39 protein-coding genes are annotated in these 26,294 nt (G+C 38.9%); 5 read left to right on the forward strand and 34 right to left on the reverse strand.

Going from position 1 to position 26,294, the window contains the following annotated elements; translation table 11 throughout:
• Positions 1–125: 125 nt before the first annotated feature.
• A complete protein-coding gene (locus SKC36_RS09075) occupies positions 126–764 on the forward strand; it encodes a phosphatase PAP2-related protein (RefSeq protein ID WP_459465663.1) in 639 nt (212 codons plus the stop codon).
• On the opposite strand, the gene SKC36_RS09080 is transcribed toward SKC36_RS09075, so the two are convergent.
• The 4 genes from SKC36_RS09080 to SKC36_RS09095 form a co-directional block, all read right to left on the reverse strand.
• The gene (locus tag SKC36_RS09080; protein WP_459453898.1) at positions 761–2,689 is read right to left on the reverse strand and encodes a polysaccharide biosynthesis protein; all 1,929 of its coding nucleotides are present in this window, start codon (positions 2,687–2,689) and stop codon (positions 761–763) included. The genes SKC36_RS09075 and SKC36_RS09080 overlap by 4 nt on opposite strands.
• 103 nt (positions 2,690–2,792) lie before the next feature.
• The gene (locus SKC36_RS09085; protein WP_459453897.1) at positions 2,793–3,494 is read right to left on the reverse strand and encodes a WbqC family protein; all 702 of its coding nucleotides are present in this window, start codon (positions 3,492–3,494) and stop codon (positions 2,793–2,795) included.
• 1 nt (position 3,495) lies between these two features.
• The gene (thiL, locus tag SKC36_RS09090) at positions 3,496–4,521 is read right to left on the reverse strand and encodes a thiamine-phosphate kinase (RefSeq protein WP_459453896.1); all 1,026 of its coding nucleotides are present in this window, start codon (positions 4,519–4,521) and stop codon (positions 3,496–3,498) included.
• A gap of 47 nt (positions 4,522–4,568) precedes the next feature.
• On the reverse strand, positions 4,569–5,057 hold the full coding sequence (locus tag SKC36_RS09095) for a hypothetical protein (protein WP_459453895.1): 489 nt from the start codon (positions 5,055–5,057) through the stop codon (positions 4,569–4,571).
• A gap of 98 nt (positions 5,058–5,155) precedes the next feature.
• Here SKC36_RS09095 and SKC36_RS09100 point away from each other — a divergent pair, with 98 nt between their 5' ends.
• The 3 genes from SKC36_RS09100 to SKC36_RS09110 all read left to right on the forward strand — a co-directional run bounded on the left by SKC36_RS09100 (position 5,156) and on the right by SKC36_RS09110 (position 7,774).
• Positions 5,156–5,395 (forward strand): cytochrome b5 domain-containing protein, encoded by a 240-nt coding sequence (locus tag SKC36_RS09100; RefSeq protein ID WP_459453894.1) that lies wholly within the window; start codon positions 5,156–5,158, stop codon positions 5,393–5,395.
• A gap of 4 nt (positions 5,396–5,399) precedes the next feature.
• Positions 5,400–6,260 (forward strand): N-acetylglucosamine kinase, encoded by an 861-nt coding sequence (locus tag SKC36_RS09105; RefSeq protein ID WP_459465664.1) that lies wholly within the window; start codon positions 5,400–5,402, stop codon positions 6,258–6,260.
• Between the two features lie 92 nt (positions 6,261–6,352).
• Positions 6,353–7,774 (forward strand): TonB-dependent receptor, encoded by a 1,422-nt coding sequence (locus SKC36_RS09110; RefSeq protein ID WP_459465665.1) that lies wholly within the window; start codon positions 6,353–6,355, stop codon positions 7,772–7,774.
• Between the two features lie 56 nt (positions 7,775–7,830).
• Here SKC36_RS09110 and carA read toward each other — a convergent pair whose 3' ends face one another.
• From carA to rplC, 30 genes are all read right to left on the reverse strand, one after another.
• Positions 7,831–8,931, reverse strand: a complete 1,101-nt coding sequence (gene carA, locus SKC36_RS09115) for a glutamine-hydrolyzing carbamoyl-phosphate synthase small subunit (RefSeq protein ID WP_459453891.1) — start codon at positions 8,929–8,931, stop codon at positions 7,831–7,833.
• Positions 8,932–9,020: 89 nt separating this feature from the next.
• Positions 9,021–9,638: a 50S ribosomal protein L17 gene (rplQ, locus tag SKC36_RS09120; protein ID WP_459465666.1), complete on the reverse strand. Its 618-nt coding sequence runs from the start codon at positions 9,636–9,638 to the stop codon at positions 9,021–9,023.
• A gap of 90 nt (positions 9,639–9,728) precedes the next feature.
• Complete coding sequence (locus SKC36_RS09125; RefSeq protein WP_129027430.1) at positions 9,729–10,718, reverse strand: DNA-directed RNA polymerase subunit alpha; 990 nt, start codon at positions 10,716–10,718, stop codon at positions 9,729–9,731.
• A gap of 70 nt (positions 10,719–10,788) precedes the next feature.
• Positions 10,789–11,394 carry a 30S ribosomal protein S4 gene (gene rpsD / locus SKC36_RS09130; RefSeq protein ID WP_109324396.1) on the reverse strand — a complete coding sequence of 202 codons (606 nt, stop codon included), beginning with the start codon at positions 11,392–11,394 and terminating at the stop codon, positions 10,789–10,791.
• 103 nt (positions 11,395–11,497) lie between these two features.
• Entirely contained in the window at positions 11,498–11,893 is a 396-nt protein-coding gene (gene rpsK, locus SKC36_RS09135; protein ID WP_109324397.1) for a 30S ribosomal protein S11, read from the reverse strand.
• A gap of 44 nt (positions 11,894–11,937) precedes the next feature.
• On the reverse strand, positions 11,938–12,315 hold the full coding sequence (gene rpsM, locus SKC36_RS09140) for a 30S ribosomal protein S13 (RefSeq protein WP_109324398.1): 378 nt from the start codon (positions 12,313–12,315) through the stop codon (positions 11,938–11,940).
• 43 nt (positions 12,316–12,358) lie between these two features.
• Positions 12,359–12,475, reverse strand: a complete 117-nt coding sequence (rpmJ, locus tag SKC36_RS09145; protein ID WP_109324399.1) for a 50S ribosomal protein L36 — start codon at positions 12,473–12,475, stop codon at positions 12,359–12,361.
• A gap of 28 nt (positions 12,476–12,503) precedes the next feature.
• Positions 12,504–12,722 (reverse strand): translation initiation factor IF-1, encoded by a 219-nt coding sequence (gene infA / locus SKC36_RS09150; RefSeq protein WP_092013982.1) that lies wholly within the window; start codon positions 12,720–12,722, stop codon positions 12,504–12,506.
• A 9-nt stretch (positions 12,723–12,731) separates the two neighbouring features.
• Positions 12,732–13,538, reverse strand: coding sequence for a type I methionyl aminopeptidase (map, locus tag SKC36_RS09155; RefSeq protein WP_459465667.1), 807 nt, complete (start codon positions 13,536–13,538; stop codon positions 12,732–12,734).
• A complete protein-coding gene (gene secY / locus SKC36_RS09160) occupies positions 13,538–14,857 on the reverse strand; it encodes a preprotein translocase subunit SecY (RefSeq protein WP_459453888.1) in 1,320 nt (439 codons plus the stop codon). The genes map and secY overlap by 1 nt, the downstream gene beginning before the upstream one ends.
• A gap of 17 nt (positions 14,858–14,874) precedes the next feature.
• Positions 14,875–15,321, reverse strand: coding sequence for a 50S ribosomal protein L15 (rplO, locus tag SKC36_RS09165; protein ID WP_109324402.1), 447 nt, complete (start codon positions 15,319–15,321; stop codon positions 14,875–14,877).
• A 45-nt stretch (positions 15,322–15,366) separates the two neighbouring features.
• Positions 15,367–15,546, reverse strand: a complete 180-nt coding sequence (rpmD, locus tag SKC36_RS09170) for a 50S ribosomal protein L30 (protein ID WP_205753085.1) — start codon at positions 15,544–15,546, stop codon at positions 15,367–15,369.
• Between the two features lie 35 nt (positions 15,547–15,581).
• Positions 15,582–16,100, reverse strand: coding sequence for a 30S ribosomal protein S5 (gene rpsE / locus SKC36_RS09175; protein WP_109324404.1), 519 nt, complete (start codon positions 16,098–16,100; stop codon positions 15,582–15,584).
• Between the two features lie 8 nt (positions 16,101–16,108).
• Complete coding sequence (gene rplR, locus SKC36_RS09180; RefSeq protein ID WP_109324405.1) at positions 16,109–16,456, reverse strand: 50S ribosomal protein L18; 348 nt, start codon at positions 16,454–16,456, stop codon at positions 16,109–16,111.
• A gap of 45 nt (positions 16,457–16,501) precedes the next feature.
• On the reverse strand, positions 16,502–17,059 hold the full coding sequence (rplF, locus tag SKC36_RS09185; RefSeq protein WP_459453887.1) for a 50S ribosomal protein L6: 558 nt from the start codon (positions 17,057–17,059) through the stop codon (positions 16,502–16,504).
• Between the two features lie 61 nt (positions 17,060–17,120).
• Positions 17,121–17,516 (reverse strand): 30S ribosomal protein S8, encoded by a 396-nt coding sequence (gene rpsH / locus SKC36_RS09190; RefSeq protein ID WP_109324407.1) that lies wholly within the window; start codon positions 17,514–17,516, stop codon positions 17,121–17,123.
• A 76-nt stretch (positions 17,517–17,592) separates the two neighbouring features.
• Complete coding sequence (rpsN, locus tag SKC36_RS09195) at positions 17,593–17,862, reverse strand: 30S ribosomal protein S14 (protein ID WP_109324408.1); 270 nt, start codon at positions 17,860–17,862, stop codon at positions 17,593–17,595.
• 39 nt (positions 17,863–17,901) lie between these two features.
• A complete protein-coding gene (gene rplE, locus SKC36_RS09200; protein ID WP_166229555.1) occupies positions 17,902–18,456 on the reverse strand; it encodes a 50S ribosomal protein L5 in 555 nt (184 codons plus the stop codon).
• A gap of 44 nt (positions 18,457–18,500) precedes the next feature.
• Positions 18,501–18,836, reverse strand: coding sequence for a 50S ribosomal protein L24 (gene rplX / locus SKC36_RS09205; protein ID WP_166229553.1), 336 nt, complete (start codon positions 18,834–18,836; stop codon positions 18,501–18,503).
• A gap of 41 nt (positions 18,837–18,877) precedes the next feature.
• Positions 18,878–19,246: a 50S ribosomal protein L14 gene (gene rplN, locus SKC36_RS09210; protein ID WP_109324411.1), complete on the reverse strand. Its 369-nt coding sequence runs from the start codon at positions 19,244–19,246 to the stop codon at positions 18,878–18,880.
• Between the two features lie 46 nt (positions 19,247–19,292).
• Complete coding sequence (gene rpsQ, locus SKC36_RS09215) at positions 19,293–19,550, reverse strand: 30S ribosomal protein S17 (RefSeq protein ID WP_109325446.1); 258 nt, start codon at positions 19,548–19,550, stop codon at positions 19,293–19,295.
• A 69-nt stretch (positions 19,551–19,619) separates the two neighbouring features.
• Entirely contained in the window at positions 19,620–19,811 is a 192-nt protein-coding gene (gene rpmC / locus SKC36_RS09220) for a 50S ribosomal protein L29 (RefSeq protein ID WP_223143317.1), read from the reverse strand.
• Positions 19,812–19,850: 39 nt separating this feature from the next.
• Positions 19,851–20,270 carry a 50S ribosomal protein L16 gene (rplP, locus tag SKC36_RS09225; protein ID WP_109324413.1) on the reverse strand — a complete coding sequence of 140 codons (420 nt, stop codon included), beginning with the start codon at positions 20,268–20,270 and terminating at the stop codon, positions 19,851–19,853.
• A gap of 43 nt (positions 20,271–20,313) precedes the next feature.
• Positions 20,314–21,141, reverse strand: coding sequence for a 30S ribosomal protein S3 (gene rpsC / locus SKC36_RS09230; protein ID WP_109324414.1), 828 nt, complete (start codon positions 21,139–21,141; stop codon positions 20,314–20,316).
• A gap of 23 nt (positions 21,142–21,164) precedes the next feature.
• Positions 21,165–21,542 carry a 50S ribosomal protein L22 gene (gene rplV / locus SKC36_RS09235; RefSeq protein WP_109324427.1) on the reverse strand — a complete coding sequence of 126 codons (378 nt, stop codon included), beginning with the start codon at positions 21,540–21,542 and terminating at the stop codon, positions 21,165–21,167.
• A gap of 39 nt (positions 21,543–21,581) precedes the next feature.
• Positions 21,582–21,860 carry a 30S ribosomal protein S19 gene (gene rpsS / locus SKC36_RS09240; RefSeq protein WP_109324428.1) on the reverse strand — a complete coding sequence of 93 codons (279 nt, stop codon included), beginning with the start codon at positions 21,858–21,860 and terminating at the stop codon, positions 21,582–21,584.
• Between the two features lie 3 nt (positions 21,861–21,863).
• Positions 21,864–22,691: a 50S ribosomal protein L2 gene (gene rplB / locus SKC36_RS09245; protein ID WP_459453885.1), complete on the reverse strand. Its 828-nt coding sequence runs from the start codon at positions 22,689–22,691 to the stop codon at positions 21,864–21,866.
• A gap of 47 nt (positions 22,692–22,738) precedes the next feature.
• Positions 22,739–23,026: a 50S ribosomal protein L23 gene (rplW, locus tag SKC36_RS09250; RefSeq protein ID WP_109324430.1), complete on the reverse strand. Its 288-nt coding sequence runs from the start codon at positions 23,024–23,026 to the stop codon at positions 22,739–22,741.
• A gap of 37 nt (positions 23,027–23,063) precedes the next feature.
• Positions 23,064–23,693, reverse strand: a complete 630-nt coding sequence (gene rplD / locus SKC36_RS09255; protein WP_109324431.1) for a 50S ribosomal protein L4 — start codon at positions 23,691–23,693, stop codon at positions 23,064–23,066.
• Positions 23,694–23,735: 42 nt separating this feature from the next.
• A complete protein-coding gene (rplC, locus tag SKC36_RS09260; RefSeq protein ID WP_109324432.1) occupies positions 23,736–24,353 on the reverse strand; it encodes a 50S ribosomal protein L3 in 618 nt (205 codons plus the stop codon).
• A gap of 533 nt (positions 24,354–24,886) precedes the next feature.
• Here rplC and fbaA point away from each other — a divergent pair.
• Entirely contained in the window at positions 24,887–25,969 is a 1,083-nt protein-coding gene (gene fbaA, locus SKC36_RS09265; protein ID WP_459453884.1) for a class II fructose-bisphosphate aldolase, read from the forward strand.
• Positions 25,970–26,294: the final 325 nt, after the last annotated feature.

Raw genomic sequence — 26,294 nt, forward strand, 5'->3', positions numbered from 1 at the left:
TGAAAAATGAGAAAAGCTTATTACTATTCCGAGAATCACCCAGGCATTTTTCATCAATTTCTCCATTATTTTAATTTTTAACGTAGTTTTGCGGACTTAAATTATAGATAGAACCAAAGATAAGCATGAAAAGTTATATTCAATCTGTTCGAGTAAACTGGTCTAAGGCTTGGGAAGAAAGTGCTTTTCGTTGGAAATTCATTGGGGCACTGCTTGTTTTCCTAATTTTTCCTTGGAAGGCAGATGATTATTTTCAATGGATTCAGCTCCGAGAAGGCATGTTAATACAAGACGTTATCTTAGCTAATATTCCGCCTATTAATGTTTCCTACCCTATTTTTGGCATTATTTATTGCAGTGTCGTCTATCTTTTATTTCAGCTTTTCCCTAGTCCTAAAACCTTTTTATGGTTTGCTTGGGGCTTCAATCTTGAAACAGTAATACGGCTCACTTGCATCTACCTGATTCCACTTAATCCACCGATAAATTTAGTGGATTTACATGACCCCTTAGCTGAAATTTTTATCTATGGGGAGAATTTAGCCATTACCAAAGATTTATTCTTTTCTGGCCATACAGCTACCATGGTTTTCGTTTGTTTTTTTTTACCGAAAGAGCGAGATAAAAAGTGGGCCTATGGCTTAACCTTGGTATTAATGGGGCTTTTGCTAATACAGCATGTGCATTATACCATGGATGTAGTAGCGGCACCGATAGTGACGATTGGAGCAATATACCTGGTGAAAAGGTGGTTGAAGTATTAACCTTTAGAGCGAATCGAGACTTTGTCTAATTGCTCAAAAACAGAGTTATTTGATTTGTACTCTGGTATAATATCCTTGATTTTAGCTACCAATTGATTACTTGTGCCATGGTCCAATATATGTTCCAATTCATTGCATTGGATTTCCATGTAAGAGTAACTAGGTGTATTTACTTTGGCAATTAAAATCTTAGGGTGATGTGTGGGTAATGTATTTTCATTGTTATTCAACAATTCTTCGAAAAGCTTCTCTCCTGGACGCAAACCCGTATATTTTATCTCAATATCTCGGTCAATGCGTAATCCACTTAAAGTAATCATCTTTTTGGCTAGGTCGATGATTTTCACCGAATCTCCCATGTCAAAAACGAATACCTCCCCTCCATTTCCCATGGTAGCCGCCTCCAGTACCAATTCACAGGCCTCCGGGATGGTCATAAAATAGCGGGTAATATCGGGATGAGTGACGGTTACTGGACCTCCCCTTTCGATTTGCTTTTTGAATAAAGGAATCACAGATCCACTGGAACCTAAAACATTACCAAATCGAGTAGCAATGAACTTGGTAGATACGCCTTCCAAATGATTCATGGACTGGGTATACATTTCAGCTAAACGTTTTGTCGCTCCCATCACATTGGTAGGATTCACTGCTTTGTCGGTAGATACCATCACAAAGCGCTCCACATGATACTCCGCTGCTAGCTCTGATAAAATTTTTGTACCCAAAACATTTATTCTAACGGCCTCATAGGGATTACTTTCCATAAGCGGAACATGCTTGTAAGCAGCTGCATGGAAAATAAAATTTGGTTTATGGGCAGAAATAATGCGAGACATTCGTTTTTGATCCGTCACATCTGCTACATAAACAGACATTTTGGTATTGGTAGGAATACTCGTCGATAATTCAAATTCTAAATCAAACAAGCCAGATTCTGCTTGATCAACCAATACAATGGAAGCGGGTAAATAGGCTACTAATTGCCTTACGATTTCACTTCCAATAGATCCTGCGGCACCTGTAACCAGAATAGTTTTACTAAATAATTGTTCTCCGACCTGTTTGTTATTCATTTGGATAACATCTCGGCCCAATAAATCTTCAATTTTAACATTATGAATTTGATTTACGGCAAACTCTCCTCCTACCCACTTCTCCATTGGAGGAAGTATTTTAACCACCACCCCACGATCCAAAAATACATCCGTAATCCTCTTTTTAACCTTTAGCGATATTTTATTAATCGCCATAATAACTTCTAGCCCATCGGTTTTATCCACAAACTTGTCCATGGCCTCCGACAAACTATAGACACGAATACCCTCAATGGTCTTCCCTATTTTTGAATCATTATCATCAATAAAACCTAAAATAGAATAATTGATACTTCGGTCATTCTGAATGACATTTTTAGTCAGCATTCCTGTATATCCAGCTCCGTAAATCAAGATTCCAACAGATGGCCTAAATTCGCGAATAAACGATTCATAGAAGGATTTTACCCAAAATCTCAATGAAACCATTAAGAATAAACAGATAAAGAAATCGATCAATAATATCGACAATGGCACATAATACTGCGTGTCTAAATTGAAGTAATACCTCACCACCAAAGAAAGCATGGTAGCCAAGAAAGTACCCGTAAAGACCGCTTTCAAAATAATAACGGCATCCTCTATACTAGTATGCCGGATAATACCCGTGTAAGATTGGAAATACAAAAAGGACAGTGCTCTAAAGGCAAAAAGGAAAAGAAAATGGTATTTGAAAGCATTGAAATCGATATCCGTTAAACGGAAATTCATGCGAAGTAAGGTTGCTACTGAAAAGGAGAAAATGACAATCCCCAAATCAAAAGCAAATACTAACCATCTGGATAGAAAGGTGTTGGAATATTTACTAAGGAGTAAAGATTGTGTCATAGAACCCTGTTACTTTCACCTTGCACTTTTAAAGAGCTTGGTAACAAAGTTACAAATTCTTGAAACAAAATATAAGTAAATTTATCTAACGGAAATTCATTTTTTAAATCAATGAATAGGCAGAGAGCATCTCTTTAATCTCACTTGGTGTATTCCACATGAGAACATCTAGCATGGATAATCCGGGGATAAACTCACTTGAATTTCCTTGGGAATAAGACGGTAATGCTTGTTTTAGGAAATTTAATTGAAATCCTAATGCCGCAAAATGCTCTTTTTGATATAATTCCTGACCATTTTGAGCATTGATATATTGTTTACTTCCCAAACAATCTGTAATGGCCATAAGCCTTTCTGCTCGTTCTAAATCTTTAGAAACAGCCATTTGAGAACTAAAATGAAATCTTTTTTCTAAACCTAAATACTCCCAAGTTTTAATTACACTTGAAGCCGCTAAATCAGCAATACTTTGGGGCTTTTCGTGTAGTACGGATTCTACCAAATCCATTACAGGCACAAATTGAGGTGCTTTTTTATAGGCTGATTGCAACTGTTGAATCCATTTGTTGGGGAATTCGGCCCCCCAAGCAATACTAGATTCTCTTATACTCTTATTTTGACTTTGTTTTTCTAAAGGAATGGTAAATAAGAAAGCATGTTGCTGCATTAAAATTTGATTCCGATTTATCCAACCTTTTTTGATGAACATCACGTCATCATAAAAGACGAAGTCATCTACCGCTTGGACTAATTGGAAATAGCCCAAATACGGAAAAAAATATGGCTGCATGATGGCTACTGACATATTATTGAGGGCCAAATCCAGGAGCTGTCAGCGCTACTACTTGTTCCGATTTCATGACTAAAACTCGCTCACCAGGAATATCAGTCATATACCCTATGGCCGTTACGTCTGTAATTTTACTTACTTTATCAAAATCTGATTGGGAGATTGTAAACACTAATTCATAGTCTTCCCCACCATTTAATGCGGCGGTTAAAGGACTTAAACTAAATTCGGTTGCCACTAAATAAGTCTCATCATCAATTGGTATATTTTTCTCAAATATCCTTGCTCCAGTTCCTGAAGCATTACATAGGTGAATGATTTCTGAAGCCAAACCATCCGAACAATCAATCATGGAAGTGGGTACAACCCCCAATTCTTTCAAATCATGGATTATATCAAAACGTGCCATGGGCTTAAGTTGGCGCATAACCACATAATTCTTTTCATTCAGCTCAGGTTGCATATCAGGATTGGCCAAATATACTTGCTTCTCTCTCTCTAATGATTGTAAGCCCATCAAGGCTCCTCCTAAATCACCTGTCACACAAATAACATCGTTGGGTTTAGCCCCACTTCGCTTTACGATTTGATCTTCTGCTACTAAGCCTAAGGCACTTACTGAAATGATTAAGCCTTGTGGTGAGGATGTGGTATCACCTCCTACCAAATCAATTTTATATTCTTCGCATGCTAGCTTTAAGCCTTCGTACAGTTCTTCTACCGCCTCCACGGAAAAGCGATTGCTGAGACCAATTCCAACAGAAAGCTGGGCAGGAATCCCGTTCATAGCTGCTATATCAGAAAGGGCAATGCTGGCTACTTTAAAACCTAAATGTTTAAGTGGAGTGTAAGATAAATCAAAATGGACTCCTTCAATTAATAGTTCAGTCGTAGAAACGACCTTAAAGCCATTGGCATCTAAGCTCGCTGCATCATCCCCGATCCCTATGCTTGTCCATGGTTGAAGCGATTTAAACCCTGAGGCTAATCGTTGAATGAGACCAAATTCTCCTAAAGTTCCTATTTCTGTTCTTTTCTCCATAAACTAGAAAAGCCGCCCAATGAGGCGGCCTCATGATTAATTTGCGATTAGGGATTAACTAAACTTAACCTAATCTTTTTATTACTTGCTTTGACATAAGCCGTGGTAGACTCCATCACTAAGGTACTAGCTGTTGGCACGCCTGAAATAGTAAATGTCAAGGTTCCACCCGTGCCGGTAGGCTCTGTTCCATCACTCGTTTTAAGGCTTGATAAGGTCAGCGTCTTGTTATCAGATGACAAGCTGTAGGTACCTGAGAATTTATTTCCATCATATTCTGTAAGAGAAACAGCAGGTGCACTAGATAAGTCCAATTTAAATTGAGCATATCCTGCTACTAAATTGGATGTGGCGGTTTTATCGTATTGTACATTCCCATCCCATTGAATATTGGAAGCCGACCAAACTTTTTTGATTAGGTCAGAAACGGAAGGGGCGGGAGGGGTTGGTGTGGGTGCAGGATCACTACTTTTACTACAAGCTGCTAAAAATGCCAAGCATAAGACGGAAATGAATACCCGAAATGTATTTTTCATAAATCCTGTAACATTAAATATCAAGTAAAATTAAAAATCTTTGCTGATAAAACGGCTTTTCATGCTTTTTATTTAGTTTCGTGCTAATTATTAACACTTTGGACTCCATACTTCCACACTACACCAAGGCACAATTGGCTTTAAGGAACGGTCAAGATCGTCCTGAAGTCTGGGTGGCATATTTAGGTAAAATATACGACATGAGCCATTCCCGTCTTTGGAAAAATGGTAAACATTACGAACATTGGGCAGGACAAGACTTAAGTGATGAATTAAAAGATGCCCCTCATACCGCCCAAGTATTTGAAAAATATCAAGCGATTGGCCTATTAATCTAATACCATGATTCTACTTATTGAAAGCGGCTCAAGCAAAACAGAATGGAGGTATATTTCTTCCCCTAACGAGGCTTATCAACGTTTTTATTCCTTAGGAATTAATCCCTATTATCAATCCCCCGAGAATATTGAAGCATCTCAAAAAGACGTTCTAGCTCAAATCAGTCAACTTAGCATAGAGGAGGTTTATTATTATGGAACTGGAATAACAGATGAAACCAAAAAAGAAATCATTCGAAATTTGCTGAGCTCTTACCTTCCTAGTGCGAAAGTAATTCAAGTGGAAAACGATTTAATCGCTGCAGCTAGATCTCTATGTGGAGATGATTCGGGAATTGCTTGTATTTTAGGAACTGGTTCAAATTCTGGTTTTTTCAATGGTGAAATGATTACAGAGCAAGTCCCTCCATTAGGTTTTTGGTTGGGAGATGAAGGCAGTGGGGGTTATTTAGGCAAAACACTTCTTTTGGCCTATTTACACCATGAAATGCCCCTAGACCTTCGTGAACTTTTTATAAAGCGCTATGGTGAATTGAATCGTTTAGAAATATTATCCAAAGCTTATCAAGGGGAATATCCTAATAGATGGTTTGCAGGCTTTTCTAAATTCTTATTTGATCACAGAAAGCATCCTTTTTGTTATCAATTGATTGAACATGCCTTTCAAGAATTTATTCGCTTATATGTTAGCAAATATGCTGAAGTGGCCACACAAAAAATCCATTTCACGGGGTCTGTAGCCTTTTATTATTCCGACATTTTGAAACAAGTCATAAGAAAAAATCGTTATCACCTTGGAAACATCAGTGAGGCTCCTATGGCGGGTTTAACACTATATCATAAATCTAAAAGATGGCCAGCATAAGTTAGGATGTTTTCAAGAAAATCATGCAAATAGCCTGATAATTATATAACTTTGCTAAGTAGAAGCCTTTGTAATCAATAAACTATTCGTATATGACTGCCAAATTAAAATCCATAGGGACCAAACAAAAGGCCCTTCAGATCAACCTAGATCGCAGTATATATGGTTCATTTGCAGAAATTGGAGCAGGACAGGATGTTGCTGCCAACTTTTTCAAAGCAGGTGGAGCCTCAGGTACCATAGCCAAAACCATTTCAGCCTACGATATGGCTTTTTCGGATGCCATCTATGGGGAAGAAGAATCAGGCAAATATGTTTGTGAGCCGCGTTTAATGAAAATGCTGAATCGTGAGTTCAAGTTATTGAAAGTACGATTAACCGAATCCGCTGACGAGAAACGATTTTTCTCTTTTGCCGATACGGTTTCAGCTTTAAATTATCAAAAAGATAATGATGCTCACGGTTGGGTGGGATTACGTTTTCAATTAAGTCCAAACGGCCCAGTGAATGATGTGGTCATTCACATCAACATGTTAGATAATGACAATATCCTGCAGCAGCAAGCTTTGGGGATTATTGGAGTGAATTTAATTTATGGTTGTTATCACTATCATGCAGACCCAGAAAAAATACTTGTTTCCTTATTGGACGACTTGTCTCCTGACCGCATAGAAATTGATATGATTCGTTTTGAAGGCCCTGATTTTAAGGACGTAGATAACCGATTGATGTCTTTATACTTGGTTAAGCATGGTTTTACCCAAGCAGCTTTATTTGGTCCAGATGGAAAGGTAATGCAACCTTATGATGCTCTTTCCAAGAAGCATATTGTTGCCATCCGTGGACGTTTTAGACCCGTAACAAATATCTTTTCAGATATGGTCAAAAAGGGAATTAAACAGTTTGAGAATGAGGCTGACATCGATGATGATAAAATTTGTGTAGTATCTGAATTGACCCTTCGTAACCTAGAAAATGAAGGAAACCATATTAATGAAAAAGACTTTTTAGATCGTGTTGATATTTTATGTTCTTTGGGACAAACCGTATTGATCTCGAACTTCCATGAATACTTCAAGTTAGTGGCCTATCTAAGTAAATTTAGTCGACTAAAAATGGCCTTGATCATGGGTATGCCAAATTTGGAATACATCTTCGAAGAAAAGCATTATACGCAATATCCGGGTGGTATTTTAACTGCTTTCGCTAGTCTATTTGGTTTAAAAATAAAGCTTTATTTATACCCAACTTTGGATGAAAACGGGCAATTGATCAATTTGAAATCTTTTCAACCGGAAGCTCATTTGACAGGTTTATTCCAATATTTATTGGAAAATGAAAAATTAGCGGATATACATTCCTATGATGAAAACTTGATGAAAATCCGTACCGATCGCGTATTAGATTTAATTCAACAAGGTTCAGGAGAATGGGAGAATTTGGTACCTAGTTCCGTGGTTAAGCTGATTAAAGAAAAAGCATTGTTTGGCTTTCCTGAGAAGACCTTGGTATAAATGATGTTAAATAAGTTCAATAAAAAAGGCAACATCACTGTTGCCTTTTTTTATTATTATTTCATCAAACCAATAAACTGGTCAAACAAATAGCGAGAGTCGTGTGGGCCAGGACTAGCTTCTGGGTGATGTTGCACAGAGAAGGCTTTTTTACCATTTACACGTAAACCCTCAACGGTTTGATCATTTAGATTGATATGAGTTAAAGTTGCTTGAGAACTTGTACTCAATTCCTCCATACGAACGGCAAAACCATGGTTTTGCGAGGTGATTTCAGATAGACCCGTCTCCAAGTTTTTCACGGGATGGTTTAAACCACGATGACCATTATGCATTTTATAGGTCGACAAACCGCAAACTTGAGCTAAAATTTGATGGCCTAAACAAATTCCAAATACTGGCTTGTCACTAGCTAAAAATTGGCTTACGGTTTCTACGGCATAAGGCATTACCGCTGGATCACCTGGGCCATTAGATACAAAATAGCCATCAGGTTGCCAAGCTGCAATCTCCTCGAAGGATGTTTTGGCAGGAAATACTTTTAAATAACAGCCACGGTCGCTTAGGTTAGTAAGAATACTTTTCTTCACTCCTAAATCAAGTACTGCCACTTTAAATTCCGCATTTTCCTCCCCTAGAAAGTAGGTCTCTTGGGTACAAACTTGGGAGGATAGTTCAAGTCCTTCCATATCAGGAACTTTAGCTAATTCTTTTTGCAATGAATCGATATCAAAAATTTCAGAGGAAATTAAGCAATTCATTACGCCTTTAGTACGAATATGACGAACCAAAGCACGGGTATCTATTCCTGATATTCCTACGATACCTGCATTTTCTAAATAATCTTGAAGAGAACCTGTGGCCGTAAAACGAGAGTTGACACTTGAAAACTCATTGCATACCATTCCAGCAATTTGTACTCGATTGGATTCCGCCTCTTGAGCATCCATGACACCATAATTACCGATATGGGCAGTGGTATTAATAATTACTTGTCCAGCATAGGAAGGGTCAGTATAAATCTCCTGATAACCCGTCATTCCTGTATTAAAACAAATCTCCCCTCCATGCGTACCTATCTTGCCTAATGCCTTCCCATGAAAGAGTGTACCATCTTGCAACAATAAAACCGCCGGAGTCGATTCTGTAATTTTCATAATGTATCTATGTTTGAATAATATTTTATCTAAAAAAAGGGCTTCAACTAATTAAAGTTAAAGCCCTTCAAAATTAAAAGAGAAAAAAATTATGCATCTTCTCCTTTTTCTTCTTTAGGCTCATCTGTTGATTCTTCTGCAGCAGGCTCTTCAGCGGCAGCTCCTTCTTCAACAACCTCAGCTGCTGGAGCTTCTGCTACTTCTTCAGCGGCAGCTACTTCCTCAACAACTTCAGCCGATGGTGCTTCTGCTACAGGAGCAGCAGCCTCAACGCCTTCTTTCTTTGCACCAGAACGACGACTTCTACGAGTTTTACCAGCTTTTTCAGCAGAAGCAGCTAACATAGTTTCGTTGAAATCAACCAATTCGATGAAACAAACCTCAGCGTTGTCACCAAGACGATTTCCTAATTTGATAATACGTGTATAACCACCTGGACGGTTAGCTACTTTTTCAGAAACGATTCCAAATAATTCTTTAACAGAATCTTTATTTTGAAGGTAAGAGAAAACAACACGACGATTGTTCGTGCTATCTGTCTTAGACTTAGTAATTAAAGGCTCTACATATTTACGCAATTCTTTTGCTTTCGCAACTGTTGTTTCGATACGCTTGTGTAGAATTAAAGAGGATGCCATATTGGATAATAAGGCCGCTCTGTGGGAAGCTGTTCTTCCTAAGTGATTGAATTTTTTTCCGTGTCTCATTGTGTTAATTCGTAAGTTAAAAGCCCTTTCGGACTGCGGTTAGTGAGTTTTTCATTACCACCACCTATTACTTATTTAAAAATTGAATAATTAATCTTCGTCTAAACGATATTTCGCAACATCCATTCCGAAGGTTAAGCCTTTTTCTTCAACTAGTTGCTCTAGCTCAGTTAATGACTTCTTACCAAAGTTACGGAACTTCATCATATCAGAAATCTCTAATTTCACTAATTCACCTAAAGTACGAACGTCAGCTGATTTAAGGCAGTTGTAGGCACGTACCGATAAATCTAGATCGGCTAAGGAAGTCTTCAATAGTTTGCGCATGTGTAACATCTCCTCATCTACTACATTGTCTTCTTCAGCTTTTGGCGTTTCGAAGGTCATAGTTTGGTCAGAGAATAACATGAAGTGTTGAATCAAAATGTAAGCCGCACCTTTCAATGCATCTTCTGGGTGGATAGAACCATCCGTTTCGATATCTAACACTAATTTTTCGTAGTCAGTTTTTTGCTCTACACGGGTATTCTCAATGCTAAATTTAACATTTTTGATAGGTGTGTAGATGGCATCAATGGCAATGTGACCAAAAGCTAATTCATTAGCACGAGGCTCATCAGCTGGTACATAACCACGACCTTTTTCGATGATTAACTCAACTTCTAATTCTTTAGAAGAATCTAAGTTGCAAATCACTAAATCAGGATTTAAAACGGTAAAGTAAGGCGTGAATTTAGCAATATCACCAGCAGTAAAGGCTGTTTGGCCTTTAACTTTGATACTAACTTTATTCTCCAAAATCTCTTGCGCCTTTTTAAGACGGATCTTCTTCAAGTTAAGGATGATTTCAGAAACATCTTCATGAACTCCTTCAATTGCTGAAAACTCGTGTAAAACACCAGAAATCTTAACGCTTGTAATCGCATAACCTTCCAAAGAGGAAAGTAAAATTCTACGAAGTGCGTTACCAATGGTAACACCGTAGCCTTTTTCGAGTGGCTTGAACTCAAATGTCCCGTGGAAGTCATCGGCTTTCTCCATCACAACTTTCTCGGGCATTTGGAATGCTAATATTGACATATTTCGTAGCTTAAAATGATCTTGAAAAAACGTTATTGATACTCTATTAAATTGTATTATTAAGCAGCTATTACTTCGAATACAATTCGACGATAGCTTGCTCGTTAAAGTTTTCAGGGATCTGATCTCTTTCAGGATAAGCGGTAAATTTACCTACTAATTCCACTCCATCCCACTCTAACCAGTTGAAACGCTTTGGTGAACGGCTCGCAAGCGAATCAGAAACAACCTCAAGAGATTTAGATTTTTCACGTACACCTACCAATTGGCCTGGGCGTAATGAGTAAGAGGGCACATTTACTACATCACCATCCACAATGATATGTTTGTGGATAACCAATTGACGAGCAGCACGACGCGTAGGAGCAATTCCTAAACGATATACTGTGTTGTCCAATCTTGCTTCACACATCTTTAACAAGTTCTCACCTGTAATACCTTCTTTAACAGCGGCTTTGTGAAACAAATTCTCGAACTGACGTTCTAAAATACCATAGGTATATTTTACCTTTTGTTTTTCCTTTAATTGGATGGCATATTCAGAAACTTTTGAACGTTTCCCTTTACCATGCATACCAGGAGCATAATTTTTACGAGCTAATGCTTTACTCGGACCTAAGATTGCCTCGCCGAAACGACGTGCAATTTTGGATTTTGGACCAGTGTATCTTGCCATTTTTTTTAAAAGTCAATGCCCCTCTTATGGGCAATGAAGTAATTAATTAAGTGAATAAATGATGTTGGAGAAAATAATTACTAATTACCCAACACGAATAATATTAAACGCGACGACGTTTTGGAGGACGACATCCATTGTGAGGCATAGGAGTAATATCCTTAATTAAGGAAACTTCGATACCTGAGTTTTGGATAGTACGGATAGCTGACTCACGTCCTGCTCCCGGTCCTTTTACAAAAACCTCTGCTTTTTTCATTCCCGCCTCAACAGCTACTGCTGCACAGTTAGACGCTGCCATCTGCGCTGCATAAGGAGTGTTTTTCTTAGATCCACGGAAACCCATCTTTCCTGCAGATGCCCAAGAAATTACCTGTCCTGCTGAATTGGTAATTGAAATAATGATGTTGTTAAAGGAAGCTTTGATGTGTACCTGGCCTACCGACTCAACTACCACCACTCTTTTCTTCGCTTTATCTTTTCTTTTTGCTTGTGCCATTGGATAAAATCAATAAAAATTGTGTAGGGGATTAGCCCCTGTTATTATTTAGTTACTTTTTTCTTGTTAGCAACTGTCTTTCTACGACCTTTTCTCGTACGAGAATTGTTCTTAGTTCTTTGGCCACGTACAGGAAGTCCTTTACGGTGACGCAAACCACGGTAGCATCCAATGTCCATCAAACGCTTGATGTTCAATTGAACCTCAGACTTAAGCTGTCCCTCCGTTTTGAATTCGGCAGCAATAATAGCACGGATGGCGCTAGCCTCCGTATCATTCCACTCACCAGCTTTCTTATCAAACGAAATTTCTGCTTTCGTCAAAATCTTTTGAGCAGTGCTACGACCAATACCGAAGATATAAGTCAACGCAATTTCTCCTCTTTTTTTGTCGGGAATATCAACCCCTGCAATACGAGCCATATAGGTAATTAATTGTTGTTATTAATCATTTAATACTTTCGAATTATCCTTGACGTTGCTTGAACTTAGGATTCTTCTTGTTGATGACATAAAGCTTTCCGTGACGACGAATGACTTTGCATTCTGCACTACGCTTTTTGATCGATGCTTTAACTTTCATATTTGTTTAATTTATGGGTCAAACCTTATTATTTATAACGATAAACTATTCTTGCCTTACTCAAATCATAAGGAGACATTTCTAACTTCACTTTATCTCCAGGTAGAATCTTGATGTAATTCATTCGCATTTTACCTGAGATATGCGCAATCACTTGATGCGTATTCTCTAATTCCACCCGAAACATCGCGTTCGAAAGGGCTTCCAAAATGATGCCGTCTACTTCGATCGAGGATTGTTTGGCCATAATTTTATGTTAAATATTCAACAAAACTGTTGATGTTTTTAATACTTCTTCAATGTAGCTAAAGGTAGTCAAGGCTACAGCCTCGTTTTTCCCTACCGCTACGGTATGCTCAAAATGGGCAGATGCTTTACGATCAACCGTGCGAATGGTCCAACCATCTTTATCTACGGTAATCTGTCGCTTTCCTAAATTAACCATCGGCTCAATGGCTATCACCATTCCCTCTTTCAATTTAGGTCCATCACCACGACGGCCATAATTGGGAACTTCAGGACTTTCATGTAGGTTTTTTCCTACACCATGCCCTACAAGTTCTCTAACCACGCCATACCCAAAACCCTCCGAATAAGTCTGAACAGCGGAACCAATATCACCGATACGTTTTCCGGCTACTGCCTGATTCATTCCTTGGTACAAAGACGCTTTTGTCCTTGTTAATAAATTTGCCACGTCCTCCCCAACTTCACCTATCGCATAGGTATAAGCACTATCAGCGTGGAAACCATGCTTGTAAACTCCTGCATCAATGGAGATAATATCTCCCTCTTTCAGTGCTAAACTTCCGGGTAATCCATGAACTACCACGTCATTTACTGAGATACAAAGTGAATAAGCATACTTTTTATCTCCTACTTGATAATTTAAAAAGGAAGGATGAGCCTCATTATCCTTGATAAATTCATAGGCGATTTTATCTAAAGCTAAAGTTGTTACACCCGGTTTAATGGCTTTGGCAACTTCCGCATGACACTTTCCTAAAATTTCACCATTCGCTTGAATGATGGCTAACTCTTGGGGTGTCTTTAAATAAATCATTATCTGCTAATCATTTCGGAACGCCCTTTTACACGTCCTGATTGCATCAAACCTTCATATTTACGCATCAACAAATAACTTTCAATTTGTTGCAATGTATCTAAAACTACACCCACCAAAATCAATAAGGATGTTCCTCCAAAGAAAGAAGCAAAACCTCTAGTGACCCCAAATAAATTAGCAATGGCTGGCAAAATAGCAATGATAGACAACATCAATGCTCCTGGCAAAGTAATGCGATCTAAAATACTAGCAATAAAATTAGAAGTTTCCTCTCCTGGCTTAACACCTGGAACAAAACCTCCTCCACGTTTCATATCATCCGAGATTTGTGTCGGGTTGATGGAAATCGCGGTGTAGAAAAAAGTAAATATCACGATTAAAAAAGCAAACAAAGCATTGTACTGCCAAGTGGTGAAATCACCAAATGCTTGAGCAACCGACTGAGCAAATTCACTTTTCTCTGCAAAAGATTGAGCAACTAAGCCTGGAATAAACATCAAAGCCTGAGCAAAAATGATGGGCATAACTCCTGAAGCATTTAGCTTTAAAGGAATATATTGACGCTCACCTCCTACTGACATCTTGCTTCCAACCACTTGCTTAGCGTATTGAACAGGAATACGACGAACCGCTTGGGTTACCATCACAGCTCCCATCACAACAAAGAATAAAGCAATGACTTCCAATATAAACAATAAGGCACCCGCCATACCACGTGAACCAGCTTCTTGTAATAAAGAGGCAGGAAAACGGGAAACGATACCAATCATGATCAACATGGAAATTCCATTACCAATACCTTTATCCGTAATTTTCTCCCCTAACCACATACACAACATCGTTCCACCAATCAAGATAGCTACACCATAAAGACGGAAAAACCAAGGATCAACCAAGATGGCTTCCGCAGGAATAGTGACTTGTAAATAGGTGAAACCTTGCGCTGCTGTAACAAAAATGGTTAAGATACGCGTGATTTGATTTAGTTTTTTACGACCAGATTCTCCATCCTTTTGCATCTTTTGGAAGTAAGGAAGAGCAATGGTCAACAACTGAATGGCGATAGATGCTGAAATGTAAGGCATGATACCTAAAGCGAATACCGAGGCATTACTTAGGGCACCACCAGAAAACATATTCAACAAACCAAAGAGACCACCATCACCGGCTTGTGTTAATTTAGTCGCATCTACACCTGGTAGAACGATATAAGAACCCAGACGGAAAAAGGCGATAAAAAGTAACGTATTAAAAATACGACCTCTTAATTCCTCAATCGCGAAGATATGCTTAAACGTTGTTATTAGCTTGTTCATTCGTTTAGAATAGAGGATTAACCAACAATAGCTTGACCACCTGCTGCTTCGATAGCAGCTTTAGCAGCACCAGAGAAACCTTTAACTGTAACTTCTAAAGCAGAAGTAACACTTCCACGACTTAAGATTTTCACTAAGTCAGACTTAGATACTAATCCGTGGCTGTAAAGTGTCTCAAAATTGATTTGCTTCAAACCAGTCGCATCAGCTAAAGCTTGTAAGGTATCCAAATTGATTGCTTTGTATTCTACACGATTGATATTTTTGAAACCAAACTTAGGTACACGACGTTGGATAGGCATCTGACCTCCTTCAAATCCACGCTTACGTGAATAACCTGAACGAGACTGAGCTCCTTTGTGACCACGAGCGGAAGTTCCACCAAGACCTGAACCTTGACCACGACCTACTCTTTTTCTTGTTTTTACCGAGCCTTCTGCTGGCTTTAATGAAGATAATTTCATGTGTATTGGGCTTAACGCTACCCTTAAGGGCAACTCGCAATTAAATTATATATTCTCTACTACAATTAAGTGATTGACTGCACGAATCATTCCTGCGATAGCTGGATTTAATTCTACTTCAACACTTTTACGGATCTTACCTAATCCTAGCGCTTGAATCGTACGTTTCTGAACTTCAGGACGCTTGATAGCACTTTTTACTTGGGTAATTTTAACTTTAGACATCGTATGTTCTATTTTAGAGGCACTAAGGCACTCGATTATCCATTAAATACTTTAGCTACAGAAATTCCTCTTTGGAAAGCCACGGTATGCGGAGCTCTCATTTTCACTAAAGCATCAATAGTTGCTTTAACTACGTTGTGAGGATTTGAAGAACCTTTAGACTTCGCTAATACGTCGTGAACACCTGCTGATTCTAACACAGCACGCATCGCACCACCGGCGATCAATCCTGTACCTGGAGCAGCTGGCTTCACTAATACGAAACCACCAGAGAATTTACCTAATTGCTCATGAGGAACGGTGTTCTTCAATAAAGGAATTTGGAATAAATTTTTCTTAGCGTCTTCGATACCTTTTGTGATAGCATCTGTTACTTCATTAGCTTTTCCTAAACCGAATCCTACGATTCCGTGACCATCACCTACTACAACGATAGCAGAAAAACTGAAACGACGACCTCCTTTTACCACTTTGGCAACACGGTTGATGGCTACTACTTTCTCCTTCAACTCACCCTCATTAACCTTAATTGGTTTTGCTTGTAAATGCGACATATCTTTTATTAAAATTGTAAGCCACCCTCGCGAGCGCCTTCAGCTAATGATTTAATTCTTCCGTGATACAAATAACCGTTACGATCAAAAACCACTTTCGTGATTCCAGCAGCCTTAGCTTTATCGGCGATAGCTGTTCCAACTAATTTGGCAGCTTCTACATTGTTATTCACTTTTCCTTTTTTGTAAGAGGTAGCAGACATAATCGTCTTACCACTCAAATCATCCACCAACTGCGCGTACATCGCTGTGTTGGAACGGAAAACAGTTAAACGAGGACGTTCTGCTGTTCCCTTTATTTTCGCACGTATCGCACGTTTAATGCGAAGTCTACGTAAATCTTTTGTTGTTGCCATATTGCTTTAACTTGTTTGTGTGGATTTCCGGCCCACGCTTTCTATTTATTTCTTACCACCTGCTTTACCTGCCTTGCGACGAACCTGCTCACCCACAAAACGTACACCTTTACCTTTGTAAGGCTCCACTGGACGAAGTGATTTGATTTTAGCTGCCACTTGACCGATCAATTGCTTGTCGATACCTTCTAAATTAACCATTGGGTTCTTTCCTTTTTCCATCGCAGTCGTAACTTTGATTTCCGCTGGAATCGCCATGAAAATAGCGTGAGAGTAACCAAGGCTTAATTCCAAGATATTACCTTGGTTTGCTGCTTTGTAACCCACACCAATGATTTCTAAATTTTTAACGAAACCTTCACTTACACCAACAACCATATTGTTGATCAATGAACGGTATAAACCGTGCATAGCTTTGTGACGCTTCTGCTCTGTTGGACGCTTCACGGTCAACACGTTTCCTTCGATTTCAATAATGATATCTTGGTCTACTTGTTGAGATAAAGTTCCTTTAGGGCCTTTAACTGTTACCAAATTACCAGCGTTAACATCTACTGTTACACCTGCAGGTAGGTTGATAATTTTATTTCCTATTCTTGACATGAAAATGTAGTTTTTGCTTAGATTTCGAGCTTAGCTCCTTTCAGCGTTAAACAATTAATTATTAATATACGTAGCAAAGTACCTCACCACCTACGTGTAGCGTACGCGCTTCTTTATCTGTAATTACTCCTTTCGAAGTAGACAAGATAGCGATACCCAATCCGTTTAATACGCGTGGTAACTCTTCAGCTCCGTTGTACTTACGTAAACCTGGCTTAGAAATACGAGTCAAATTAATGATCGCAGGTTGCTTAGTAACTGCATTGTATTTCAAAGCAATCTTGATGGTTCCTTGAACTGTAGTATCATCAAATTTATAATTTGAAATATACCCCTTGTCAAAAAGCACCTTCGTGATTTCCTTTTTAATGTTGGAAGCAGGAATTTCAACTACCCTATGGCGTGCCTTCAAGGCATTTCTCAATCGGGTTAAATAGTCTGCTATAGGATCTGTCATTGTTTTTAAATTTGCCGCAAGCCATTAAAAAGGCCTGCAAAATTACAAAAATGAATTTAATTAATCAAATTTTATATTACCAGCTTGATTTGGTCACTCCTGGAATCAATCCATTGGATGCCATTTCACGGAAAGTAACACGGCTAATGCCGAATTTACGCATATAACCACGAGGACGACCAGTCAACTTACAACGGTTATGAAGACGTACTGGAGAAGCATTTTTAGGTAACTTATCCAATCCTAGGTAATCACCAGCTGCTTTCAATGCCGCTCTTTTCACTGCATATTTAGCAACTGCTGCTTCGCGTTTTCTTTCTCTAGCTTTTACTGACTCTTTAGCCATGATGTAAAAATTTTAAATGTGTTAGTAGCCGGTGGCTAATTATTTTTTAATATTGGAAAAAGGCATTCCTACCGCAGCCAATAAAGCGTATGCTTCTTCATCTGTATTAGCAGTAGTCACAAATGTGATGTCCATACCAGATATTTTAGCTACTTTATCTATGGAAATTTCAGGGAAAATGATTTGCTCTTTAACACCTAAAGTATAGTTTCCACGACCGTCAAATCCCTTTTCTGAGATTCCTTTAAAGTCACGCACACGAGCTAAAGAAACCGTAGTTAAACGATCTAAAAACTCATACATACGATCTCCACGCAACGTTACTTTCACACCGATAGGCATATTTTCACGTAATTTAAAGTTAGAGATCGCCTTTTTAGAAATCGTTGCTACTGCCTTTTGACCAGCAATTTGCGTAATTTCTTCTACAGCTACATCTACTAGCTTTTTGTCCGCTACAGCGGCTCCTACACCTTTGTTGATTACGATTTTAGTAATCTTAGGCACTTGCATCACAGACTTGTACTGAAACTTTTCTTTCAAGCTAGGTACAACCTCTTCTACAAAACGTTTTTTTAATCTAGGTACTGCCATTTTTGTATATGTTGTGGATTTCCGACCCACGCGTTAAATTCTATTTATGCAATAAATTTTCCTGTTACTTTAGAGTAGCGCTGTAACTTACCCTGCTCGTTAACTTTACGACCAGTACGTACAGGCTTTCCGTTTTCAACCACCATCAAATTTGAGATGTGGATTGAACCCTCACGCTTTTCAATACCTCCTTGAGGATTGCTTGCTGAAGGCTTAACGTGCTTCGTTTGCAAATTAGCTCCTTCTACAATTGCACGAGATTTCTCAACGATCACTTGCTTGATAACACCCGTTTTACCTTTGGCATTACCTGCAATCACCATCACAGTATCTCCTTTTTTTACGTGCAATTTTGTTTGCTTGCTTGTATTATTTTCCATGGTATGATTTTTTCTATTGGATACCCAATATATCTATCTATTTATAAAACTTCTGGGGCTAAAGAAACGATCTTCATAAAACCAGCCTCACGTAATTCACGTGCCACAGGTCCAAAAATACGTGTTCCTCTTGGCTCATCGTTCGCATTTAATAAAACGGCTGCATTATCTTCAAAACGAATATAAGTACCATCTTTACGACGAATTTCTTTTTTCGTACGAACAACTACTGCTCTTGAAACTGTTCCTTTCTTCATGCTTGAAGAGGAAAGAGCCGACTTAACTGAAACTACAATTTTATCGCCTACAGAAGCATATCTTTTTCCAGTACCTCCCAAAACGCGAATCACTAAAACTTCTTTCGCTCCAGAATTATCCGCTACACCCAATCTTGATTCTTGCTGTAACATTATCTTTGATCTTTAAATTTTAAATTTTGAATAACAAGAGTGTGAATTATTTCGCTTTTGCGATTACTTCTACTAATCTCCAACGCTTATTTTTAGAAAGAGGACGGGTTTCCATCACTTTCACTGTATCACCAATTCCGCACTCATTATTCTCATCATGAGCCATCAATTTAGTGGTCTTCTGTACGAATTTTCCGTACAAGGGGTGCTTAACCTTACGGTCTACTGTAATAGTGATTGATTTATCCATCTTATCACTAACCACTTTCCCAATCCTTACTTTTCTTAGGTTTCTTTCTTCCATGGTTGTTGGACTTGTTAAACAATTGACCATTAGCAATTCCGAAATGGTCTATTAAAAATTAATAATTAATTAAGCTTTTGCTTGCGCCGATAAAGCTGTCTCTAAGCGGGCAATCAATTTACGAGTTTCACGAATGCGCATTGGATTCTCAATCGGAGAAATGGCATGTGCCAATTTCAAACGAGATAAGTTCTCCTGCTCTACAGCGATTTGCTGTGTCAATTCCGCTACTCCTAATTTGTTTATTTCTGCGTTTTTCATAACGATGCTATTTAAATTTTAAACCTGGGGCTTAAAACTCTATTCTGAATAATCTCTACGTACTACGAATTTTGTACGCATCGGTAATTTCTGAGCTGCTAAACGCAAAGCTTCTTGCGCTAAAGCTAAAGGAACACCCGCTGATTCGAACAAAATAGTACCTGGACGAACGTTGGCTACCCAATACTCAGGAGCTCCCTTTCCCTTACCCATACGAACCTCTGCAGGTTTCTTAGTGATAGGTTTGTCAGGGAAAATACGAATCCAAACTTGACCTTCACGTTTCATGGCACGAGTAACCGAAATACGAGCTGCTTCAATTTGGCGAGCTGTAATACGACCTGGCTCCAAAGATTTAATAGCGAATGATCCAAAATCAATTTCGTGGCCACGGGTAGCAACCCCTCTTACGCGACCTTTTTGCTGCTTACGAAATTTCGTTCTTTTTGGTTGTAACATCTTCTTATAAGTCTAATATCTAATACAAAATAATTATGGATGCTTAGCGCTTTCCTCCACGGCCACGGTTTGCACCGCCAGCACCTGGTTTGTTGCGATCACCACCTTGATCTGCTCCTTCTGGACGACGAGAACGTCCTCCACCGCGACGGTCATCATCACGACCACGTGGGCCACGATCACCAGGACGAGAATCTGCCGAAGTAGATTGCAAGCCCATGTTCGCATTTGGAGATAAATCACGCTTTCCAAAAACCTCTCCACGGAATACCCATACTTTGATACCGATTTTACCGTAAACAGTTAATGCTTCAGAGATAGCATAGTCCACATCAGCACGCAATGTGTGCAATGGGATACGTCCCTCCTTATATCCTTCAGAACGTGCCATTTCAGCACCACCTAAACGACCTGATAATTTCAATTTAATACCCTGAGCACCTACACGCATCGCTGAAGCAATAGCTTGTTTCATCGCACGACGGAAAGAGATACGAGCTTGTAATTGTTGAGCAATCGCTTCTCCAATTAATTTAGCATCGATTTCAGGACGTTTAATTTCAAAAATATTGATTTGAACGTCTTTTCCAGTGATCTTTTTCAACTCCTCTTTTACCTTATCGACTTCGGCACCTTGCTTACCAATTACGACACCAGCACGCGCTGTGTTGATCGTTAATGTGATACGCTTTAAAGTACGTTCAATAATAACTTTAGAGATAGATCCCTTTGGAATACGAGCAGCTACATACTTTCTGATCTTCTCGTCCTCAACCAATTTATCCGCGAAAGTCTTACCACCGTACCAGTTAGAATCCCAACCTCTTACGATACCTAATCTTAATCCAACGGGGTTAATTTTTTGTCCCATTTCTTGTTATATCTAATAGTTAATTATTCAGCTGAATTTGTTTCCTCTAAAGCAGGTGCTGCCGAAGAAGCCACTACTAAAGTGATGTGATTGGATCTTTTCAAAATCCGGTGACCTCTTCCCTGAGGAGCAGGACGTAAACGCTTGATAGATGAACCTCCATCTACGAAGATAGTCTTGATGTATAAATCAGCTTCTTCGATTTTAGCGTCCTCATGTTTGTTCTGCCAGTTAGAGACTGCTGATAATAACAATTTTTCAATTGCTTTAGCACCCACTTTAGGCTCAAACTTTAAAATACCTAAAGCCTTAGATACTTTTTGTCCGCGTACCATATCCGCTACCAAACGCATCTTTTGAGGCGAAGTAGGAACATTTCTTAATTTAGCAATAGCTTCCATTTTTCAATTTCTGATTATAAGACCCGTAGGTCAATATCTTTACTTTTTACCCTTGTCTTTTTTCGCTATGTGACCACGGAAGTTACGGGTCGGCGAGAACTCACCTAATTTGTGACCTACCATGTTTTCAGTTACATAAACTGGAATAAATTTATTTCCGTTGTGAACCGCAAACGTGTGGCCTACGAAATCTGGAGAAATCATTGAACGTCTTGACCATGTTTTGATCACCGACTTTTTGCCGGATTCGTTCATCACCTGTACCTTGTTGTCAAGGCGGTAATCAATGTAAGGACCTTTTTTTAGTGAACGTGCCATCTACTATTTTTTTCTTCTACTGATGATAAGACGATTAGTGTGTTTCTTTGGATTACGAGTTTTCTTACCCTTAGCCAATAAACCGGTACGAGAACGTGGGTGACCTCCTGAAGCGCGGCCCTCACCACCACCCATCGGGTGATCTACTGGGTTCATCACCACACCACGAACACGTGGACGGCGACCTAACCAACGATGACGACCTGCTTTACCCAAGTTCACGTTCATGTGATCTGCATTGGATACAGTACCGACAGTTGCTAAACAACGAGCCAATACCATACGCATCTCACCTGAAGGCAACTTAAGCGTGGCGTATTTACCATCACGTGCTAATAATTGAGCATAAGTTCCTGCCGAACGAGCCATTTCAGCTCCACGACCTGGTTGCAACTCAATTGCGTGTACCAAAGTACCCAATGGGATGTTTGCCAAAGGCAATGTATTTCCAATCTCGGGAGCCACTGACTCACCAGAGATAACTGTTTGACCTACTTGAATTCCTTGTGGAGCCAAGATATAAGCCTTCTCTCCATCTGTATACTCAACAAGAGCAATACGTGAAGTACGGTTTGGATCGTATTCTACTGTTAACACAGTAGCCGAAACATCAAATTTAGAGCGAGTAAAATCAATTACACGGTAACGACGCTTGTGACCCCCTCCGATGTAACGCATCGAACGACGACCATCTGCATTTCTACCACCTGTGCGCTTGATAGGCTCCAAAAGGGGCTTATACGGCTTGTCCGTAGTAATCTCCTCAAACGTTGGCGCGATGCGCTGACGTTGGCCTGGAGTTGTTGGTTTTAATTTTTTAATAGCTGCCATTTATTTTAGTTCAAATTATCGGGATGAACCCCCTTAATACATTCTAATTAAATTCCTTGGTAGAAGTCAATAACTTCTCCAGTTCCTACTGTAACGATTGCCTTCTTAATCGTAGAAGTACGTCCAGAAGTAATCTTAGTACGAGTGCTCTTGGATTTTTTCTTTCCAATTTGACGCATGGTTTTTACATCCAATACCTCTACTCCGTACATTTTCTTAACCTCCTTGGCAATCTCAATCTTGTTTGCAGTTAATTCAACCACAAATACATACTTGCCTTTTTCTTGCATGGCTTGCGACTTTTCAGTCAAGGCCGGACGTTTAATAATGCCCATGGTATATTTCGTTTATAACAGAACTAGGTTCTGAAAATTATTTACTAAAAGATGATTCAATTTTTTGGATCGCTGCTTCTGTGATCAACAATTTAGTTGCGTTAACTAAATCATATGTATTCACATCTGATGCTGTCGAAACCTTAGCTTTTGGAACATTACGTCCAGACAATACAACATTCTTATCTACTTCTGGAGTGATTAATAATGTTTTGGTATTATCTAAAGAGAAAGCTTTCAACATAGTCAAATACGCTTTAGTTTTTGGAGTGTCAAATGCCACTGAATCCAAAATCGCGATATCTCCACTCTGTGCTTTAGCAGCTAGAGCTGACTGGCGCGCCAAAGACTTCACCTTTTTGTTCAATTTGAAATGGTAATCACGCGGACGTGGACCGAAGATACGACCACCACCTTTCATCAAAGGAGATTTCATCGAACCGGCACGTGCACCACCTGTACCTTTTTGTTTTTTAATCTTACGAGTAGAACGTGATACTTCTGCACGCTCTTTCGCCTTGTGTGTTCCTTGACGTTGATTCGCCAAATATTGCTTCACATCCAAGTAAACCACATGCTCGTTTGGAACAATGCCAAAGATCTCGTCAGAAAGGGTTACTTTCTTTCCGGTATCTTTACCTGCTATGTTATATACTGCTAATTCCATAATCAGAATGTCTATTGTTAAAGGCTTGCACCTTTATGGGTTTTAATTTTCAATAATTACGTATGAGTTCTTCGCTCCAGGAATTGATCCTGATACCACCAAAAGGTTTTTGTCTGGATAGATTCTCAAAACCTCTAAGTTTTGAACCTTAACACGATTTCCTCCTGTGCGTCCAGCCATACGTAAGCCTTTGAATACACGTGATGGGAATGAACAAGCTCCAATAGAACCTGGGTGACGACCACGATTGTGCTGACCGTGAGTTTGACCACCCACACCACCAAATCCGTGACGCTTTACAACACCTTGAAAACCTTTACCCTTAGAAGTTCCTACCGCATCAATGAAGGTTCCAACTTCTAACATTTCTACTGTTAATACATCTCCTAAGTTCAATGGTTGTTCGAACGTGCGAAACTCTACCAATTTTTTCTTTGGAGTTGTGTTAGCTTTCTTAAAGTGACCCAACAAAGATTTTGTTGTGTGCTTCTCTTTCTTTTCACCGAAACCGATCTGAACAGCGTTGTAGCCTTCGTTCTCAACAGTTTTCACTTGCGTTACTACACAAGGGCCGGCCTCAATCAGCGTACATGCAACGGATCTACCGTCTTCCATGTATAGGCTGGTCATTCCGATTTTTTTACCAATAATTCCAGACATATAATATTTTGTTTAAAAAAATTATGCTCACAAGGCTAACTATGGCTTGTTGTGAGACTTTTATTCATAAATCATTGTTACCAATGACGAAGAATCAATAAAAATTGCAGATTGGCGTAAAGCGACAAGATGGAGGCGCTGTGGATAACAGCGAGAAACACCTTGTGTAGCTTAATATTCAATCAATGGGTTGGGCATTCAACATTCATTAATCAATACCAGTTCTAACACAAAAATCGAGCTTACCTCAATTTAAAACCATTTCGACTCGCATTTTTGATGTTTTAAATAAATTCGAGAAGTTCTGCCAACCTCTTTCTGAATAAAAAACTGCGTTTGTCGAACGGGAGTGCAAAGGTAGGAAAAATATTAATACATCCAATAGCTCAAATAAAAATATTTTTTAGCTAATCCCCTGAGTCTGTGTATTAATCGGAATTTAGCCTTAGAATTTGTGCATTTTTACTAAATTTGTGGCCTACTCACCTGTTAATCAGGTAGTTTTTATTTATTTCCCAAGAAAAAAAATCATTATGTCAAGTTTAACCAACCAAAAAGGTGTTTTGCACGGAGATGCCGTACAGGAATTATTTGAAATTGCTAAAAAGCATCAATTTGCATTACCTGCGGTAAACGTTACAGGAACTGACACTGTTAACGGAGTATTAGAAGCTGCAAAGGCAGTTAATTCTCCTGTCATTATTCAATTCTCTAATGGCGGTGCTCAATTTTATGCTGGAAAATCTCTTCCTAATGGAAACCAAGAAGCATCCATCGCTGGAGCTATCTCAGGTGCTTACCACGTCCACCAATTAGCTAAAGTTTATGGTGTTCAAGTAATTCTTCATACTGATCACTGTGCTAAAAAATTACTTCCTTGGTTGGATGGACTTTTGGATGCAGGTGAAAAATTTTATGCTGAAACAGGACAACCTTTGTTCTCTTCTCATATGATCGACTTATCTGAAGAGCCTTTAGAAGAAAATTTAGAAATCTGTGCCAAGTACCTAACTCGCATGGCCAAGATTGGCATGACGCTTGAAATTGAATTAGGTGTAACGGGTGGTGAAGAAGATGGAGTTGATAATTCAGATGTTGATTCTTCCAAATTATATACGCAGCCAGAAGAGGTAGCTTATGCCTATGAAGTATTAAATGCCATCTCGCATCGCTTCACTATTGCTGCAGCTTTTGGAAACGTTCATGGAGTTTATAAGCCAGGAAATGTGAAGTTGCAACCTGTTATTTTGAAAAACTCTCAAGATTTCATTCGTAATAAATATGCTTTAGCAGCTGAAAAACCGATCAACTTCGTATTCCATGGTGGTTCTGGTTCTTCTCGTGAAGAAATTCGTGAGGCTATTTCTTATGGAGCTATCAAAATGAATATCGATACCGATTTGCAATGGGCATTCTGGGAAGGTATTTTAAATTTCTACAAGGAGAAAGAAGCCTATTTACAAGGTCAAATCGGCAATCCAACAGGCGACGATGCTCCAAACAAGAAATATTATGACCCTCGTGTTTGGTTACGCAAAGGAGAAGATACGTTTGTAGCCCGTTTAAAATCTGCCTTTGAAGATTTGAATGCCAACAACGCAAATCAATATTTATAATAAGTTAGGGCATATATTATGTTTAAAAAGGGAGCTCCAACGAGCTCCCTTTTTTATTTCTTAAAGTTTGTTGCCATTGTAGCACAGCACTGATTTTAAAGTAAAAGAGGTTAGAACTAAGGAATTGAGACTGAAGTATGATCGTGTAATGTTTGGTGCTTGGCTGCTAGATTTTAGCAGGTGGTTATTTGGTATTGGTTCAGAGATTTTAGTTTTTAGTTCGGAATTCATAGGTCACAATTTATTGTTCTCCGTTCTTCGTTCTCTGTTCCCTGTTAGATTTGACAACTTTTAAAAAGTTGTCAAATCTAACAGGGAATAAAAT

Source organism: Aquirufa sp. OSTEICH-129A (assembly GCF_054558355.1).

Bases quoted from the DNA above. Each gene is read 5' to 3' on its own strand.
- rpsS (WP_109324428.1), bottom strand. From the start codon at position 21,860: ATGGCACGTTCACTAAAAAAAGGTCCTTACATTGATTACCGCCTTGAC.
- carA (WP_459453891.1), bottom strand. From the start codon at position 8,931: ATGAAAATTACAGAATCGACTCCGGCGGTTTTATTGTTGCAAGATGGT.
- rplQ (WP_459465666.1), bottom strand. From the start codon at position 9,638: ATGAGACACGGAAAAAAATTCAATCACTTAGGAAGAACAGCTTCCCAC.
- rplR (WP_109324405.1), bottom strand. From the start codon at position 16,456: ATGGCAACAACAAAAGATTTACGTAGACTTCGCATTAAACGTGCGATA.
- map (WP_459465667.1), bottom strand. From the start codon at position 13,538: ATGATTTATTTAAAGACACCCCAAGAGTTAGCCATCATTCAAGCGAAT.
- SKC36_RS09110 (WP_459465665.1), top strand. From the start codon at position 6,353: ATGACTGCCAAATTAAAATCCATAGGGACCAAACAAAAGGCCCTTCAG.
- fbaA (WP_459453884.1), top strand. From the start codon at position 24,887: ATGTCAAGTTTAACCAACCAAAAAGGTGTTTTGCACGGAGATGCCGTA.
- rplW (WP_109324430.1), bottom strand. From the start codon at position 23,026: ATGGGCATTATTAAACGTCCGGCCTTGACTGAAAAGTCGCAAGCCATG.
- rplV (WP_109324427.1), bottom strand. From the start codon at position 21,542: ATGGAAGCTATTGCTAAATTAAGAAATGTTCCTACTTCGCCTCAAAAG.
- rplC (WP_109324432.1), bottom strand. From the start codon at position 24,353: ATGTCTGGAATTATTGGTAAAAAAATCGGAATGACCAGCCTATACATG.
- SKC36_RS09085 (WP_459453897.1), bottom strand. From the start codon at position 3,494: ATGTCAGTAGCCATCATGCAGCCATATTTTTTTCCGTATTTGGGCTAT.
- rplP (WP_109324413.1), bottom strand. From the start codon at position 20,270: ATGTTACAACCAAAAAGAACGAAATTTCGTAAGCAGCAAAAAGGTCGC.
- SKC36_RS09095 (WP_459453895.1), bottom strand. From the start codon at position 5,057: ATGAAAAATACATTTCGGGTATTCATTTCCGTCTTATGCTTGGCATTT.
- rpmC (WP_223143317.1), bottom strand. From the start codon at position 19,811: ATGAAAAACGCAGAAATAAACAAATTAGGAGTAGCGGAATTGACACAG.
- rplO (WP_109324402.1), bottom strand. From the start codon at position 15,321: ATGAAATTATCTTCATTAAAGCCAGCAGAAGGCTCGGTAAAAACAAGA.
- rplN (WP_109324411.1), bottom strand. From the start codon at position 19,246: ATGTTACAGCAAGAATCAAGATTGGGTGTAGCGGATAATTCTGGAGCG.
- rpsM (WP_109324398.1), bottom strand. From the start codon at position 12,315: ATGGCTCGTATTGCAGGGGTTGATATTCCCGACAAAAAAAGAGGAGAA.
- SKC36_RS09105 (WP_459465664.1), top strand. From the start codon at position 5,400: ATGATTCTACTTATTGAAAGCGGCTCAAGCAAAACAGAATGGAGGTAT.
- rplE (WP_166229555.1), bottom strand. From the start codon at position 18,456: ATGGCAGTACCTAGATTAAAAAAACGTTTTGTAGAAGAGGTTGTACCT.
- SKC36_RS09080 (WP_459453898.1), bottom strand. From the start codon at position 2,689: ATGACACAATCTTTACTCCTTAGTAAATATTCCAACACCTTTCTATCC.
- rpmD (WP_205753085.1), bottom strand. From the start codon at position 15,546: ATGTCTAAAGTTAAAATTACCCAAGTAAAAAGTGCTATCAAGCGTCCT.
- rplF (WP_459453887.1), bottom strand. From the start codon at position 17,059: ATGTCAAGAATAGGAAATAAAATTATCAACCTACCTGCAGGTGTAACA.
- SKC36_RS09075 (WP_459465663.1), top strand. From the start codon at position 126: ATGAAAAGTTATATTCAATCTGTTCGAGTAAACTGGTCTAAGGCTTGG.
- secY (WP_459453888.1), bottom strand. From the start codon at position 14,857: ATGAACAAGCTAATAACAACGTTTAAGCATATCTTCGCGATTGAGGAA.
- rpsD (WP_109324396.1), bottom strand. From the start codon at position 11,394: ATGGCAAGATACACTGGTCCAAAATCCAAAATTGCACGTCGTTTCGGC.
- rplX (WP_166229553.1), bottom strand. From the start codon at position 18,836: ATGGAAAATAATACAAGCAAGCAAACAAAATTGCACGTAAAAAAAGGA.
- rplD (WP_109324431.1), bottom strand. From the start codon at position 23,693: ATGGAATTAGCAGTATATAACATAGCAGGTAAAGATACCGGAAAGAAA.
- rplB (WP_459453885.1), bottom strand. From the start codon at position 22,691: ATGGCAGCTATTAAAAAATTAAAACCAACAACTCCAGGCCAACGTCAG.
- rpsC (WP_109324414.1), bottom strand. From the start codon at position 21,141: ATGGGACAAAAAATTAACCCCGTTGGATTAAGATTAGGTATCGTAAGA.
- rpmJ (WP_109324399.1), bottom strand. From the start codon at position 12,475: ATGAAAGTTAAAGCATCGATCAAAAAGCGTAGTGCAGAATGCAAAGTC.
- rpsN (WP_109324408.1), bottom strand. From the start codon at position 17,862: ATGGCTAAAGAGTCAGTAAAAGCTAGAGAAAGAAAACGCGAAGCAGCA.
- infA (WP_092013982.1), bottom strand. From the start codon at position 12,722: ATGGCCAAACAATCCTCGATCGAAGTAGACGGCATCATTTTGGAAGCC.
- SKC36_RS09125 (WP_129027430.1), bottom strand. From the start codon at position 10,718: ATGTCAATATTAGCATTCCAAATGCCCGAGAAAGTTGTGATGGAGAAA.
- rpsK (WP_109324397.1), bottom strand. From the start codon at position 11,893: ATGGCACAAGCAAAAAGAAAAGATAAAGCGAAGAAAAGAGTGGTGGTA.
- thiL (WP_459453896.1), bottom strand. From the start codon at position 4,521: ATGGAGAAAAGAACAGAAATAGGAACTTTAGGAGAATTTGGTCTCATT.
- rpsQ (WP_109325446.1), bottom strand. From the start codon at position 19,550: ATGGAAGAAAGAAACCTAAGAAAAGTAAGGATTGGGAAAGTGGTTAGT.
- rpsE (WP_109324404.1), bottom strand. From the start codon at position 16,100: ATGTCGCATTTACAAGCAAAACCAATTAAGGTTAATGAGGGTGAGTTG.
- rpsH (WP_109324407.1), bottom strand. From the start codon at position 17,516: ATGACAGATCCTATAGCAGACTATTTAACCCGATTGAGAAATGCCTTG.